This window comes from Glycomyces tenuis DSM 44171, from assembly GCF_000427885.1.
Lineage (GTDB): Bacteria > Actinomycetota > Actinomycetes > Mycobacteriales > Micromonosporaceae > Glycomyces > Glycomyces tenuis.
In genome coordinates, this window is the sequence record NZ_ATYW01000024.1 from 40,849 (window position 1) to 53,644 (window position 12,796).

A 12,796-nucleotide genomic window follows, 5' to 3' on the forward strand; every position below is an offset into this window, starting at 1 on the left:
GCTATCGCTTCCCGAGGAGTCGGATGGCTTGCTTGAGCAGCGTGGGCACGTCCGAGCCGTCGACGCCTTCGGCGTCGAGCTTCTCGATGGCGGTCTCGGCGTCCTTGGCCGACCAGCCGAGCGCCTGGAGGCCCTGGCCGACCTGGGTGCGCCAGCCGCCCGGGCGCTGGGCGGCCCGCCCCGGGGAGCCGATGTCGACCGGGCCGATCTTGTCGGCCAGGTCGAGGACGATCCGCTCGGCGCTCTTCTTGCCCACGCCGGGGATCCGCGAGAGCGTGGCGGTGTCGCCGGTGGCGATGGCGCGCCGGATGACGTCGGGCCGCAGGACCTCGACGGCGTCGCGGGCGATGCGCGGGCCGATCTTCTGCGCGGTCTGGAGCAGCTCGAACAGGTCGCGCTCGGCGGCGCTGTTGAAACCGAACAGGGTGATCGAGTCCTCGCGGACGATCGTGGAGACGTGGAGGACGACCTGGGAGCCGACCTTCAGGTTGGCGAGCGTGTGCGCCCCGGCGTGCACGGCGTAGCCGACCCCGCCGACGTCGACGACGGCGTACGACTCCCCTACCGCGGCCACTGATCCGGTGAGCTGCGCGATCATCGCGGTCCTCCCTTCCTCGGCGGCGGCGTCCGCGAGCCGTCGGCGGCGGCGAGCCTGGCCTTCATGCCGCCTCTCCAAAGGTGACAGATGGCGATGGCCAGCGCGTCGGCGGCGTCGGCGGGTCTGGGCGCTTCGCTCAGGCGGAGGATGCGGGTGACCATGGCGGTCACCTGCCGCTTGTCGGCGGTGCCGTTGCCGCAGATGGCGGCCTTGGCCTCCGAGGGGGTGTAGGTGGCGGTGGGGAGCCCGGCCCGGGCGGCGGCGAGGAGGGCGACGCCGGAGGCCTGGGCCGTGCCGATGACGCTGGCGACGTTGTGCTGGCTGAAGACCCGCTCGACGGCGACGGTCTCGGGCCGGTGCGACTCGATGTGGCGGCGCAGGCCCTCGTCGAGGGCGAGCAGGCGGTCGGCAAGGGGCGCTTCGGGATCGGTGCGGACGACGTCGACGGCGATCATGCGGCCCGGCGCGCCGGGCCTTCCCTCGACGACGCCGACGCCGCAGCGGGTCAGCCCCGGATCGATCCCCATGACGCGCACTCGCCCCTCCGTTCCGTCGTTCGCGTCAGCTTATCCGGGCGGGGTGACAGGTGTGTTCCGTGACGCCCGTGGCATGGCCCATAAACCACTTGCCGGGCGGCTAGGCGCGGGGTTACCTTGATAATGGCCGGGAGCCGACGACGATGTCGCCCTACCGCACGGCGAACCCTGCGAGCCGTACGTCGACCTCCCGCTCCCCATCCTGTTCTCCCCGAGACGTTCTTTGTGAGATGCCTGTGTCTGCCGCTGCGCTTCATTCCCCCGCCCTCCCAGGCGGCCACTCGCGCCGCTCCATCGCCACGATGGTCTTCGTGCTCGGCGCGCTCTCGGCGACCGCGCCGATCGCCATCGACCTCTACCTGCCGGCCTTCCCGGACATGGCCGGCGCACTCGGAACGCCGGAGGCCCGCATCCAGCTCACCCTGACGTCGATGATGGTCGGCATGGGCATCGGCCAGGCGTTCATCGGACCGCTCTCCGACCGCATCGGCCGCCGCAAGCCGCTGCTCATCGGCATGGTCCTGTTCACCCTCACCTCGCTCGTGTGCGCGGTCGCGACCAGCGCGGACCTGCTCATCGCGATGCGCTTCCTGCAGGGTCTGAGCGGCGCGGCCGGCGTGGTCGTCGCCCGCGCGGTCATCCGCGACCACTTCCAGGGCGACGACATGACCCGCTTCACGGCCAAGATGATGTTCGTCACGATGCTCGCGCCGATGCTCGGCCCGATCATCGGGGCGCAGCTCATCCGCTTCGGCCCGTGGCCGGTGGTCTTCGTGTTCATGGCGGTGCTGTCCACGCTGTCGACGTTCCTGGTGTGGAAGTTCCTGCCCGAGAGCCTTCCGGCCGTCGAGCGGCGCTCGATGGGCATGCGCGAGTTCGGCGCCTCGGTCGTCGCGCTGGTGCGCGACGCGAGCTTCATCGCGCCGACGCTCATCGTGATCATGAACTTCTCGATGCTGTTCACCTACGTCTCGACGTTCAGCTTCATCTCGCAGAACGAGCTCGGCGCCTCCGCGGGCTTCTACTCGCTGCTGTTCGCCGCGGGCACGCTGGCGCTCCTCGCCGGGAACCAGACGAACATGCTCATGATCGACCGCAGCGACTCGAACCACCGGATGGTCATCGGCATGGGGATCTCGCTGACCGGTGTCGCGTGGCTGGCCGGGGTGCAGCTCGCCGGAGCCGAGAACCTGTGGACGGTCACGGCGGGGATCATCGTGATGATGTTCGGCTGCGGCGTGGTCTTCCCGAACGCGGGCGCGGCCGCGATGTCCTCGCAGCCGCCGCAGGTCGCGGGCACTGCGTCGGCGTTCATGGGCGCACTCCAGATGGGGGCGGGCGGGGCGCTGCCCGCGCTGGCGACCATCGGCGGCGTGACGCTCGCGAACATGACGTTGGGCATCTCGGTCTACGCCGTCGCCACGGCTCTGGCGGTGGTCTGGACGATCCGGGTCTACCGGCGGAAGCCGGCGCTCGCCGACTGACACTCGCTCGGCGCGGCCGGTCCCCACGGGGGCCGGCCGCCGTCGTTTAACCGGGCCACCGGGGGGCATCTCCCCTGGATGCCGAACCGGGTCTTCCGCGATCGAAGCGACGCCGGGCACGCACTGGCCGCCCTGCTCGACGGCTACCGGGGCCGCTCCGACACACTCGTCCTGGCGCTGCCGCGCGGCGGCGTGCCGGTGGCCTTCGAAGTCGCCCGGGCGCTGGGGGCGCCGCTGGACGTCTTCACGGTCCGCAAACTCGGCGTGCCGGGGCACGCCGAACTGGCGATGGGCGCCATCGCCAGCGGCGGCGTCAAGGTGCTGAACGACCAGGTGGTGCGCCTCAGCGGGGTCGACGAGGCGGCGATCGCCAGGGTCGCCGAGCACGAGAGCGCCGAATTGCACCGCCGCGAGCGGGCCTACCGCGGCGACCGGCCGCCGCCGGAGCTGGAGGGCAGGACGGTGCTGCTCGTCGACGACGGCCTGGCGACCGGCTCGACGATGCGGGCCGCGATCCAGGCGGTGCGCGGCCTCGGCCCGGCGAACCTCGTCGTCGCCGTGCCCACCGGCGCGGCCTCGACGTGCCGGGAGCTGGGCGCCCTGGTCGACGAGATGGTGTGCGCGACGAACCCCGAGCCGTTCTACGCGGTCGGCCAGTCCTACCGGCGATTCGAGCAGACGTCCGACGACGAGGTCCGGGAACTCCTCGGCAGGAGCTTGGCCGCCTGAATCACGGCGACACCGCGCGTCAGCCGGTCAGACCCGGTGAAGCCACTTTCATGCCCTCAGCCTCGGCCGCAGCGGCCTGGCGCTTGTCGTAAGTGAGGAAGTACCCCAGTGCCTCGCCCAGGCCGCCTGCCACCGCCACGTGGATCGCGTCCAACGAGCGCAGAGGAGATCCTGCTTGAAGGTCCCCGGCCGCATCGAACACTTCGGTCGGCAGCGCGACCACCGCGGTGCGCTCCAACCAATGCAGCGCCTGCGCCCGCGCGTCGGCCTGCGCGCCCGCCGCGTGCAGCCCTCTGCGCACTTCAGTTCGCGTCAGCTTCGAGGTGATCTGGCGATCTTCAACACGGCGCGCAAGCCACTCCTCCAAGTCCTCGGAGCACTCTTCGTCGAGGAAGAGCTTCATCGCCGCCGAGGAGTCCAAATAGTGGAACCGCATCAGAACTCTCGCTCTTCTCGCAGGCGATCGATCGCTTCGCTTCCGCGGTTCGTGCCCGGAGGGGAGGGTTCGCGCACGATGTTGCGCGCTTCAGGCCCGGTGGGGAGCCTGTCGAGGACCGCGGGATCAAGCAGTCCGGCCGCGATGGCCCTGTCGATTGCGATATTGGCGGGATCCGGCGGGGTGATCTGGCCGACCACTTCGCCCCACCGGGTGACGAGCACGGTGTGCCCCTCCTGAACACGCTTGAAGATCTCGGCGGCGTTCCGCTGGAGCTCTCGGATGGTCACGTGTTCTTCGGTCATGACGTCAATCATGACGCATATTTTGACCAGCATGTCAGGCGAATTTCGAAAATGACTCGCCGATCTGACTGTCGGGTGGACGACACACGGTGCTCGTCTCCGAAGGCGGGACTGCGTTCGGCGTTCAGGGCGTGACGCCGCCCAGGTGCTCGTTGAACCAGTCGCGGGCGAGCTCGGCGACGGATTCCAGGGCGCCCGGCTCCTCGAACAGGTGCGTCGCGCCCTGGACGACCGCCACCCGGTTCGGCCCGCCGAGGTGGCGCTGCGCGTCGTAGTTCAGGCTCAGGACGTCTTCGTCGCGCTCGCCGACGATCAGGAGCGTCGGCGTCCTGACGTTCGGGAGGTCGTCGGCGGCCAGGTCGGGGCGCCCGCCGCGGGAGACGACGGCGCGCACTTCGACGCCGGGGGCCGTGGCGGCCCGCAGCGCGGCGGCCGCGCCGGTGCTGGCCCCGAAGTAGCCGATCCACTCGTTCTCCGGGCCCGGACGGTCCTGGAGCCAGTTGGTCACCTCGGTGAGCCGCTCGGCCAGCAGCCCGATGTCGAAGACCTTGTCCCGGTCGTCGGCCTCCTCGAGCGTGAGCAGGTCGAACAGGAGCGTCCCGAGCCCGGCCCCGCGCAGGGCCTCGGCGACGAAGCGGTTGCGCCTGCTGTGGCGGCTGCTGCCGCTGCCGTGGGCGAACACCACCACACCCGCGGCGTCGTCGGGGACGTCCAGGAGGGCCTCGAGCCGCACCGGCCCGGCCGGGATCGTCAGCGTCTCTTCGCTCATCCGGCAGACGTACCCCGGCCGGAGGCCGCTAAGCGTCAGGCGTCGAGCTCGGCGAGGACCTCGTCGGAGACGTCGACGTTGGTGTACACGTTCTGGACCTCGTCGGAGTCCTCCAGGGCGTCGACCACGCGGAAGACCTTGCGGGCGCCCTCGGCGTCCACGGCGATGCTCGTGGACGGCTGGAACCCGGCCTCGGCCGAGTCGTAGTCGATCCCGGCCTCCTGGAGCGCGGTGCGCACCGCGACCAGGTCGGTCGGCTCGCACAGCACCTCGAAGCCGCCCTCGCCGAGGTCGTTGACCTCTTCGGCGCCCGCGTCGAGCACGGCCATGAGGATGTCGTCCTCGCTCAGGCCCTCGGCCTGCGGGACCACGATGACGCCCTTGCGCGCGAACAGGTAGCCGACGCTCCCGGCCTCGCCGAGGGACCCGCCGTTGCGGGTCAGGGCGACCCGGACCTCGGAGGCGGCCCGGTTGCGGTTGTCGGTCAGGCACTCGATGAGCACCGCGACGCCGCCGGGCGCGTAGCCCTCGTACATGATCGTCTCGTAGTCGACGCCGCCGCCGTCGAGGCCGCCGCCGCGCTTGACGGCCCGGTCGATGTTGTCATTGGGGACCGAGCTCTTCTTGGCCTTCTGGATCGCGTCGAAGAGCGTGGGGTTGCCGGCGGGGTCGGGACCACCGGTGCGCGCGGCGACCTCGATGTTCTTGATCAGCTTGGCGAATATCTTGCCTCGCTTGGCGTCGATCGCGGCCTTCTTGTGCTTGGTCGTCGCCCACTTGGAGTGGCCACTCATCCCGGCGTTCCCCTTGTCGTTCTATTCAACCGCTCCGGCGCCGGAGCGCCGGACCATGTCCACGAAGTACTGGTGCACCCGCGCGTCCGGCGTCACCTCCGGGTGGAAGGAGGTGGCCATGCAGGCGCCCGCGCGTACGGCGACGATCCTACCGCCCGCCTCGTCGGCCGGTCCGTCCCCGCTGTTGACGCGGCCCAGGACCTCGACGCCCTCGCCGACGCGCTCGACCCAGGGGGCGCGGATGAACACGCCGTGGAACGGGCCGCCCACCATGCCCTCCAAGTCGATCGGCGCTTCGAAGGAGTCGACTTGGCGGCCGAAGGCGTTGCGGCGCACCGTCATGGGGATGGCCCCGAAGGAGCGCTGGTCGGGTCGGCCGTCGAGCACCTCGTCGGCGAGCATGATCATGCCGGCGCAGGAGCCGAACGCGGGCATCCCGGCGTCCAGGCGCTTCTGGAGGGGCTCGAACAGCTCGAAGACGGCCAGCAGCTTGCTCATGGTGGTCGACTCGCCGCCGGGTATGACGAGGCCGTCGACCGAGTCGAGCTCGGATTCACGGCGGACCGGCACCGCGCGGGCTCCGGCGGCCTCGACCGCGCGCATGTGGTCGACGACGTCGCCTTGGAGGGCGAGCACGCCGATCTCGGGCACGATTCCCATTCAGGGCACTCCTCTCAGCGGTGAAGTCCGCGAGCCGCGCGTGGGCGGACGGCGCTCGCGGTCCGCGGAACGGTCCGGCGTGCCGCGTTCAGCGGGCGATTCAAGGGTAGTTCGAGCGCCCCGCACTGCCTACCTGGGCAATCGGACTGTGACCGGCTTCGGGTCCCTGGGTGTGATCCGTTAGGCTCTGCGGGCGAAAGTGCCGCACCCCTAGGAGCAAGAGGACCATGCCTGAGATAGTGAAGCGCAACCCCATGCCCCGTTCGGTCCGCGCCGGACGCAACGCCATGTGGTTCCAGACGGCGATCAGCCTCGCCGTGGGCGGACTGATCGTGCTGCTGCACCACACCGCCCGCGACTTCGTTCCGCCCGCCGCCGAGCACGACGTCTACCGGGGCGCGGTCGGCCTCGGCGCCCTCGCGTTGTGGCTGGTCCTGGCCGTGCTCCTGCTGCGCACCCAGTGGCGCGTCCTGTGGATCCTGATCCTGCTCAGCCAGGTTCTGAGCCTCGCCGGCCTGGCCTGGCTCATGGTCACCGGCGGACTGTACTGGGCGTTGTGCATCGCGTTGGCTATCGTTCCAATCATCATCATCGGAACATTGACCGAGCGGTTCGCCCGCCGCTGGTTCAACCACTGACCACCCCGGAAGGCTGACGCGATGCTCCCGCAACCGAACTTCGGTCCCACCTCCTCAGGCCCCCCTGACGACAACGACGAGGCCGACGAGGGGCCGCCGAGGAAGCTCGGCCGGTTGCGGATCGCCCTGTGGGTCCAGACCGCCTTCGCCGTCCTGGCGGGCAACTACCTGGTCCTGTCGGTGTTCTCGGCCAGGCAGGCCACGCTCGACCAGCTCATCGAGCTCTCTGCCGAGGCCGAGGTCGAATCGCCCACCGAGGCCGGGCAGGAGCTGTTCGACTTCTACAACTCGACCCAGTTCCTCGTCGCGAACCTGATCCCCGCGGGCATCATGGTCATCGCCGCCGTCCTCTCGGCGCTGTGCGCCGTCAGGCTGAAGACGCGGTTGAAGACCGTGCGCCGCGTGGCGATCGCGACCTCCATCGTGCTGCTGCTGCTCGCCATGCTCACCACGCTCATGGTCCCGGCCTTCTTCCTCATACTGATGATCTGGGTGTTCGCCTCGATCCTGGCGGTGTGGTGGCTGTTCTCCGGTGACGTCAAGGACTGGATGTCGGAGTCGACGCCGCCCGCGCCCGAGGAGTCGTAAGTCCTCGGTCGGCGGGGGCTTCGTGTCGTCCCCGCCCTTGGCGAGGTAGTCGATGAACCGGGCTCGCGCCAGCGGCTCGGCCTCGCCCCATTCGCCTTCGGTCATCTGGCGCCACATCGCGACGAGGTCGTCGATGGCCACGCCGATCTCGGCGACGTCGGGGTCGAGGCTGTCGGCCTGTCCGGCGGCGGGGGTGTGGCGGAACAGGTCGATGAAGAACACCCAGTCGCGGCGGTGGCGCGCCAGCGCGAACGCCCGATGCTGGAGTTCGGCGGTGGACAGCTGGTCGAGGTCGTCTTCGCTCATGCCATCAGCCTAAGGCGGGCGGGCGATCCGGGTGTGTCGATGGGGTTTTGCGGCGCTCCGGCTCCTTAGGATCGCGGGATGGTCAAGAAGCTCTCGCGCGCTCTCGCCGTCCTCGGCCCGGCGGCGTTCGCCGTGTTCACCGCCACCGGAGCGGTTGGAGCGCAAGCACAGCCGTCGCACCCGGTCGAACCGCTGCAAGGCGGGTCCGCCTATTACGTGGAAGTCGAGTTCTCCGACGGCGCCGCGTACGACGCCGTGCTGATGTGCCCGGGAGGCGGCGGCCACCCGCACGGGGCCGAGGTCTGCGCGCAGCTCACCGAGGTCGACGGCGACATCGGATCGCTGGGGGCGAGCGACGGCCTGTGCACCATGGACTACCGGCCGGTGACCGTGCGGGCGCACGGCCTGTGGAACGGCGACTTCCACTCGTACGAGGGCCAGTTCGGCAACTACTGCGCGGCCGTCGGCCACACCGGCGGGCGGCTGTTCGACATCGTGCCGCGGTAGCGGCGGCCTGGAAGACGAGGAGGCCCCGGCCGGGCGGCCGGGGCCTCACACGTGTGCTCGCGGGCTACCAGCCGCGCTTGGCGAGCTTCTGCTCCTCGGTGAGGGTGTCGACGTTGATGCCGACCATGGCCTCGCCCAGGCCGCGGGAGACCTCGGCGATGACCTTCGGGTCGTCGTACATGGCGGTGGCCTTGACGATCGCGGCGGCCCGCTTGGCGGGGTCGCCGGACTTGAAGATGCCCGAGCCGACGAAGACGCCTTCGGCGCCGAGCCGCATCATCATGGCCGCGTCGGCGGGGGTGGCGATGCCGCCGGCGGTGAACAGCACCACCGGGAGCCTCCCGAGCCTGGCGACCTCGGCGACCAGTTCGTAGGGGGCGCGCAGTTCCTTCGCGGCGGCGTAGAGCTCGGTACCGTCGAGCGCCTTCAGGCGGCCGATGTCGGCGCGGATCTGCCGCATGTGGCGGGTGGCCTCGACGACGTTGCCGGTGCCGGCCTCGCCCTTGGAGCGGATCATGGCCGCGCCTTCGGCGATGCGGCGCAGCGCCTCGCCGAGGTTGGTCGCCCCGCACACGAACGGCACGGTGAACTGCCACTTGTCGACGTGGTTGGCCTCGTCGGCGGGAGTGAGGACCTCGGACTCGTCCACGTAGTCGACGCCGAGGGTCTCCAGGACCTGGGCTTCGACGAAGTGGCCGATGCGGGCCTTGGCCATCACGGGGATGGAGACGGCCTCGATGATGCCGTCGATCATGTCGGGGTCCGACATGCGCGAGACGCCGCCCTCGGCACGGATGTCGGCGGGGACGCGCTCGAGCGCCATGACCGCCACGGCTCCGGCGTCCTCGGCGATCCTGGCCTGCTCGGGCGTGACGACGTCCATGATGACGCCGCCCTTCAGCATGTCGGCCATGCCGCGCTTGACGCGGGCGGTCCCGACCTCGGCCTCGGTCTTCTGGGTCTCTGACACGGTCACCGGCTCCATCTGCTGGTCTCGACATGTAGGGGTGCCTGACCTGGTCGATTCTACGCCGCGACGGGCCTCACAGCGCCGTGGCGGAACGCACGTCCAGGCGGGGTCCGCGCTAGTGGAGCGGGTCCTCGATGTCCCAGTACTGCGGGCGGGGCAGGCGGTGGTGGAGGCGCAGCATGACGGCGACGGGCAGGGACCGGGAGGCGACGGCGTCGCGCACGAAGTCGGTGTGGATCTGGCGGGCCAGGGCGACGCGCCGGTTGGCGGCCTCCAGGTCCTCGGCCCCGGCGTGGCCGGGGTCGAGCTCGCGCAGCGCCCGCGTGAGGTCGTTCTCGGCGTATTCGCGCAGCTCGCGCTGGCGGCGGGTCTCGGCGGGAACGGCGACGACGGACAGGGCCAGGGCGACGGCCTCCTCGAAGCCGGGCCGTCCGACGAACTTGAGGACGGTCTCGGCGCGGTCGTCGAGCTTGGTCAGCAGCGCGGCCTCGGCGGTGCGGGCGCGCCGGTGCAGCCGTTCGACGCGCGTGACCGTCCACGTCGCGTACGCGCCGACGGCCGCCACGATCGCTACGAGCACAGCCAGCCACCACATCGGGATCATCGTAATGCCGTACGGCACGCGGGGCCGTCCCGGCCGATCGCGGTGTGGGCCGCGCGGAGGAGCCGGGCGCTCACCGGCGTTCGGCTCCTGCTTCGATGGCGGCGCGGTAGACCTCGACGACGCGGTCGGCGACCTCGGGCCAGTCGTAGCGGCGGACCCATTCGCTCGCGCGCTCGACGTAGGCGGATCTGAGGGCGTCGTCGTCGAGCAGGCGTCCGGCCTGCTCCGCGAGGTCGGCGGCGTCGCCGACGGCGAACAGGCCGCCGGCGCGGCCCTCGTCGAGGACGCTCTTGAACGCCTCGATGTCGCTGGCGAGCACGCAGGTGCCCGCGGCCATGGCCTCGGTGAGGATCATCCCGAACGACTCGCCGCCGGTGTTGGGGGCGATGTAGAGGTCGACGCTGGCGAGCATGCTCGCCTTCTCCTCGTTGGAGACCGCGCCGAGGAAGTGGACGCGCTCGGCGAGCCCGGCGTCGAGCCCGGCGAGGGCCTCGGCGGGCTCGCCGCGGCCGACGACGAGCAGATGGAGTTCGGGCCGGTCGGCGGCGAGGCGGGCGAAGGCGTCCCGCAGGATCCCGAAGCCCTTCCGGGGCTCGTTGTAGCGGCCCATGAAGCCGATGGTGGGCCCCTCCGGTTTGGCCACCAGCGGGGCGGCCTTGCGGTAGAAGGCGACCGGGACGCCGTTGGGGATCTCGACGGCCCCGCCGCCGAGGTGCTCGACCTGGACCTTGCGGGCGTAGGGGCTGACGGCGATGCGCGCGGAGAGGTTCTCCAGGACCAGTTGCGCCATGTTCTTCCCGGCCGCGAGCATCCGCGAGCGGGTGATGGCGGTGTGGAAGGTCGCCACGACCGGGCATCGGGCGGTGAGCACGGCCAGGCACGACAGGCTCGGGGTGAGCGGTTCGTGGACGTGGACGACGTCGAAGTCGCCGTCGAGGCACCAGCGCCGCACGCGCGCCGCCGAGCGCGGCCCGAAGGCCAGGCGGGCGATGGAGCCGTTGTAGGGGACGGCGACGGCCTTGCCGCCGGGGACGACGTAGTCGGGCAGCTCGGCGGTCTCGGTGGCCGGGGCGAGCACGGACACGTCGTGGCCGGCGTCGATGAGGGTCTCGGCGAGGTCGCGGATGTGGAACTGGACGCCGCCGGCCACATCGAAGGAGTACGGGCTCACGATCCCGATCCGCAGGTCCCCCATCAGGCCTCCGTGGCGTCGAGTGGCTCGGCCGGGGGCGGGGGCTCGAAGTCGGCGGCCCAGAACCGCTGGAGCATGTGCCAGTCGGCCGGGTGGGCGCGGATGCCCTCGGCGAAGGCGTCGGCCATGGCCTGAGTGGTGGAGGCGACCCGCTCGCGCAGGCGGCCGGTGCCGGTGTCGACCGGTCCGGTGATGCGGCAGACGGCGCGGTCGCTCTCGTAGTGGATGTGCGCGGTGAACAGTGGGACGTTGTTGCGGATCGCCAGCAGCGCCGGCCCCGAGGGGAAGGTGGTGGCCTCGTCGAAGAACTTGACCTCGACGCCGCTGCGGCCGAGGTCGCGGTCGGCGACCAGGGCGACGACGTGCCCGGCGTCGAGGGCCTCGCCCAGGAGCGTCTGCGGGTTGCGCTCGCCGCCGGAGGCGGGGACGATCGTCATGCCCAGCGACTCGCGGTATTCGACGAAGCGGCGGAACACGCCTTCGGGTTTGAGGCGCTCGGCGACGGTGGTGAGCGGGTTCCCGGCGATCTGGGGCACCCAGGCCCCGGCGAAGTCCCAGTTGCCCGAGTGCGGCAGGGCGACGACGCTGCCCTTGCCCTCGGCGGCGCGCTCGGCGACCGGCTCGTAGCCGTTCATCTCGAAATTGCGGGCCAGGGCCTCGCGGCTCATCGAGGGGAGCCGGAACGCCTCCATCCAGTAGCGGGCGTACGAGCGCAGGGCGTCGCGCACGAGCTCCTCGTCGGGTTCGCCGTCGACGACGCGGGCGAGGTTGCGGCGCAGCTGCCGGACGGAGCGGCCGTCCTTGGCCCAGGCGCGGTCGGCGAAGCGGCGGAACATGGCCGCGGCGGAGCGCTCGGGCATGAGGCGGACGCCCCGCCAGGCGGCCAGGTAGCCCCATTCGGTGAGCTTCTCACGCATCGACGCGCTCCTCCAGGGCCTCCAGGGCGGCGTGGGCGTGGACGAGGCGCTGGACGACCGTGACGGACGCCAGCAGCGCCAGCAGCCCCATGCCGATCTCCATCGCGAAGGGGACGGTGAGCACTTCGGCCAGGACGCTCACGCCGGCGAGGATGAGGCGCTCGGGCCGCTCGCCGATGCCGACCTTGCATTCGGCGCCGAGGCTCTCGCAGCGGGCCTTGACGTAGGAGACGATCTGCGAGGCGATGAGCGCCCACAGCGCCAGCGCGCAGGCGGTGAAGCGCTCCTCGGTGAGCAGCCAGTAGGCCAGGCCGGCCAGGATCGCGCCGTCGGCGAGGCGGTCGCAGGTGGAGTCGAGCAGCGCGCCGAAGCGGCTCATGGTGCCCTTGACGCGGGCGATGGCCCCGTCGAGCAGGTCGGTGAAGGCGGTGAGCGTGACCACGATCAGGCCTGCCAGCAGGTGTCCTTGGGACAGCAGCAGGACCGAGGCGGCCACGATGACGGCGGTGCCCGCGATGGTGACGGCGTTGGCGGACACGCCGATGCGGATGAGGGCCTTCGCCGTGGCGTCGATGTAACGCCGCAGTCCTGCGCGGCCAGAGGTTCGAAGGAACTTCGCCATGGTCTCCTGATCCTGATCTACGGCCCGCAGACTTCGCCGTGGTGCTGATCCACGGCTCGCAAGCTTCGCCGTGGCCGGCGTCGCCCATTGGGTGTTCGGGCACTGGGCTGGTGGTGGGTGCGCCTTGACTCTATAATGCGC

General features: G+C 71.0%; 16 protein-coding genes and 1 pseudogene. 5 read left to right on the top strand and 12 right to left on the bottom strand.

Translation table 11 applies throughout. The annotated features are described in order from the left end of the window. Position 1: 1 nt before the first annotated feature. Both ruvA and ruvC read right to left on the bottom strand, forming a co-directional pair. Positions 2-598, bottom strand: a complete 597-nt coding sequence (ruvA, locus tag YWW_RS0122215) for a Holliday junction branch migration protein RuvA (RefSeq protein ID WP_026931837.1) — start codon at positions 596-598, stop codon at positions 2-4. After that, positions 595-1,134 (bottom strand): crossover junction endodeoxyribonuclease RuvC, encoded by a 540-nt coding sequence (ruvC, locus tag YWW_RS0122220; RefSeq protein ID WP_026931838.1) that lies wholly within the window; start codon positions 1,132-1,134, stop codon positions 595-597. Before ruvC ends, ruvA begins: the two co-directional genes overlap by 4 nt. A gap of 236 nt (positions 1,135-1,370) precedes the next feature. Here ruvC and YWW_RS32280 point away from each other — a divergent pair, with 236 nt between their 5' ends. Both YWW_RS32280 and YWW_RS0122230 read left to right on the top strand, forming a co-directional pair. Beyond that, positions 1,371-2,618, top strand: a complete 1,248-nt coding sequence (locus tag YWW_RS32280; RefSeq protein ID WP_162145982.1) for a multidrug effflux MFS transporter — start codon at positions 1,371-1,373, stop codon at positions 2,616-2,618. A 78-nt stretch (positions 2,619-2,696) separates the two neighbouring features. Next, positions 2,697-3,347, top strand: coding sequence for a phosphoribosyltransferase (locus YWW_RS0122230; RefSeq protein WP_026931839.1), 651 nt, complete (start codon positions 2,697-2,699; stop codon positions 3,345-3,347). Between the two features lie 19 nt (positions 3,348-3,366). On the opposite strand, the gene YWW_RS0122235 is transcribed toward YWW_RS0122230, so the two are convergent. From YWW_RS0122235 to pdxT, 5 genes and pseudogenes are all read right to left on the bottom strand, one after another. Further along, positions 3,367-3,783, bottom strand: coding sequence for a type II toxin-antitoxin system VapC family toxin (locus YWW_RS0122235; protein WP_035699036.1), 417 nt, complete (start codon positions 3,781-3,783; stop codon positions 3,367-3,369). Continuing rightward, positions 3,783-4,100 carry a type II toxin-antitoxin system Phd/YefM family antitoxin gene (locus YWW_RS0122240; protein ID WP_155830333.1) on the bottom strand — a complete coding sequence of 106 codons (318 nt, stop codon included), beginning with the start codon at positions 4,098-4,100 and terminating at the stop codon, positions 3,783-3,785. The genes YWW_RS0122235 and YWW_RS0122240 overlap by 1 nt, the downstream gene beginning before the upstream one ends. Before the next feature lie 112 nt (positions 4,101-4,212). Then, positions 4,213-4,908: pseudogene (locus YWW_RS32285) on the bottom strand (dienelactone hydrolase family protein); the annotation flags it as partial. Continuing rightward, positions 4,893-5,651 carry a YebC/PmpR family DNA-binding transcriptional regulator gene (locus YWW_RS0122250; RefSeq protein ID WP_026931842.1) on the bottom strand — a complete coding sequence of 253 codons (759 nt, stop codon included), beginning with the start codon at positions 5,649-5,651 and terminating at the stop codon, positions 4,893-4,895. The pseudogene YWW_RS32285 and the gene YWW_RS0122250, both read right to left, overlap by 16 nt. Positions 5,652-5,672: 21 nt before the next feature. Next, positions 5,673-6,311, bottom strand: a complete 639-nt coding sequence (pdxT, locus tag YWW_RS0122255; RefSeq protein ID WP_026931843.1) for a pyridoxal 5'-phosphate synthase glutaminase subunit PdxT — start codon at positions 6,309-6,311, stop codon at positions 5,673-5,675. Between the two features lie 227 nt (positions 6,312-6,538). Between pdxT and YWW_RS0122260 the strand changes: the two genes are divergently transcribed. The 3 genes from YWW_RS0122260 (at position 6,539) to YWW_RS34435 (ending at position 8,350) form a co-directional block, all read left to right on the top strand. Continuing rightward, positions 6,539-6,949, top strand: coding sequence for a hypothetical protein (locus tag YWW_RS0122260; RefSeq protein ID WP_155830334.1), 411 nt, complete (start codon positions 6,539-6,541; stop codon positions 6,947-6,949). Positions 6,950-6,970: 21 nt separating this feature from the next. Continuing rightward, on the top strand, positions 6,971-7,537 hold the full coding sequence (locus tag YWW_RS36170; protein WP_026931845.1) for a hypothetical protein: 567 nt from the start codon (positions 6,971-6,973) through the stop codon (positions 7,535-7,537). A 384-nt stretch (positions 7,538-7,921) separates the two neighbouring features. Beyond that, positions 7,922-8,350, top strand: a complete 429-nt coding sequence (locus YWW_RS34435; RefSeq protein WP_051326181.1) for an SSI family serine proteinase inhibitor — start codon at positions 7,922-7,924, stop codon at positions 8,348-8,350. 64 nt (positions 8,351-8,414) lie between these two features. Here YWW_RS34435 and pdxS read toward each other — a convergent pair whose 3' ends face one another. From pdxS to pgsA, 5 genes are all read right to left on the bottom strand, one after another. After that, positions 8,415-9,335 carry a pyridoxal 5'-phosphate synthase lyase subunit PdxS gene (gene pdxS / locus YWW_RS0122275; protein WP_035699035.1) on the bottom strand — a complete coding sequence of 307 codons (921 nt, stop codon included), beginning with the start codon at positions 9,333-9,335 and terminating at the stop codon, positions 8,415-8,417. Positions 9,336-9,435: 100 nt separating this feature from the next. Next, a complete protein-coding gene (locus tag YWW_RS0122280) occupies positions 9,436-9,915 on the bottom strand; it encodes a hypothetical protein (RefSeq protein ID WP_026931847.1) in 480 nt (159 codons plus the stop codon). A 79-nt stretch (positions 9,916-9,994) separates the two neighbouring features. Next, entirely contained in the window at positions 9,995-11,110 is a 1,116-nt protein-coding gene (locus YWW_RS0122285; protein ID WP_026931848.1) for a glycosyltransferase, read from the bottom strand. A gap of 8 nt (positions 11,111-11,118) precedes the next feature. After that, positions 11,119-12,033: a phosphatidylinositol mannoside acyltransferase gene (locus YWW_RS32295; RefSeq protein ID WP_051326182.1), complete on the bottom strand. Its 915-nt coding sequence runs from the start codon at positions 12,031-12,033 to the stop codon at positions 11,119-11,121. Next, complete coding sequence (gene pgsA, locus YWW_RS0122295) at positions 12,026-12,655, bottom strand: phosphatidylinositol phosphate synthase (RefSeq protein WP_026931849.1); 630 nt, start codon at positions 12,653-12,655, stop codon at positions 12,026-12,028. Before pgsA ends, YWW_RS32295 begins: the two co-directional genes overlap by 8 nt. Positions 12,656-12,796: the final 141 nt, after the last annotated feature.

Coding starts and splice junctions, on each gene's coding strand:
- ruvA (WP_026931837.1), bottom strand. CDS start 598: ATGATCGCGCAGCTCACCGGATCAGTGGCCGCGGTAGGGGAGTCGTAC.
- YWW_RS0122230 (WP_026931839.1), top strand. CDS start 2,697: ATGCCGAACCGGGTCTTCCGCGATCGAAGCGACGCCGGGCACGCACTG.
- YWW_RS0122235 (WP_035699036.1), bottom strand. CDS start 3,783: ATGCGGTTCCACTATTTGGACTCCTCGGCGGCGATGAAGCTCTTCCTC.
- YWW_RS0122240 (WP_155830333.1), bottom strand. CDS start 4,100: ATGATTGACGTCATGACCGAAGAACACGTGACCATCCGAGAGCTCCAG.
- YWW_RS0122250 (WP_026931842.1), bottom strand. CDS start 5,651: ATGAGTGGCCACTCCAAGTGGGCGACGACCAAGCACAAGAAGGCCGCG.
- pdxT (WP_026931843.1), bottom strand. CDS start 6,311: ATGGGAATCGTGCCCGAGATCGGCGTGCTCGCCCTCCAAGGCGACGTC.
- YWW_RS0122260 (WP_155830334.1), top strand. CDS start 6,539: ATGCCTGAGATAGTGAAGCGCAACCCCATGCCCCGTTCGGTCCGCGCC.
- YWW_RS36170 (WP_026931845.1), top strand. CDS start 6,971: ATGCTCCCGCAACCGAACTTCGGTCCCACCTCCTCAGGCCCCCCTGAC.
- YWW_RS34435 (WP_051326181.1), top strand. CDS start 7,922: ATGGTCAAGAAGCTCTCGCGCGCTCTCGCCGTCCTCGGCCCGGCGGCG.
- pdxS (WP_035699035.1), bottom strand. CDS start 9,335: ATGGAGCCGGTGACCGTGTCAGAGACCCAGAAGACCGAGGCCGAGGTC.
- YWW_RS0122280 (WP_026931847.1), bottom strand. CDS start 9,915: ATGTGGTGGCTGGCTGTGCTCGTAGCGATCGTGGCGGCCGTCGGCGCG.
- YWW_RS32295 (WP_051326182.1), bottom strand. CDS start 12,033: ATGCGTGAGAAGCTCACCGAATGGGGCTACCTGGCCGCCTGGCGGGGC.
- pgsA (WP_026931849.1), bottom strand. CDS start 12,655: ATGGCGAAGTTCCTTCGAACCTCTGGCCGCGCAGGACTGCGGCGTTAC.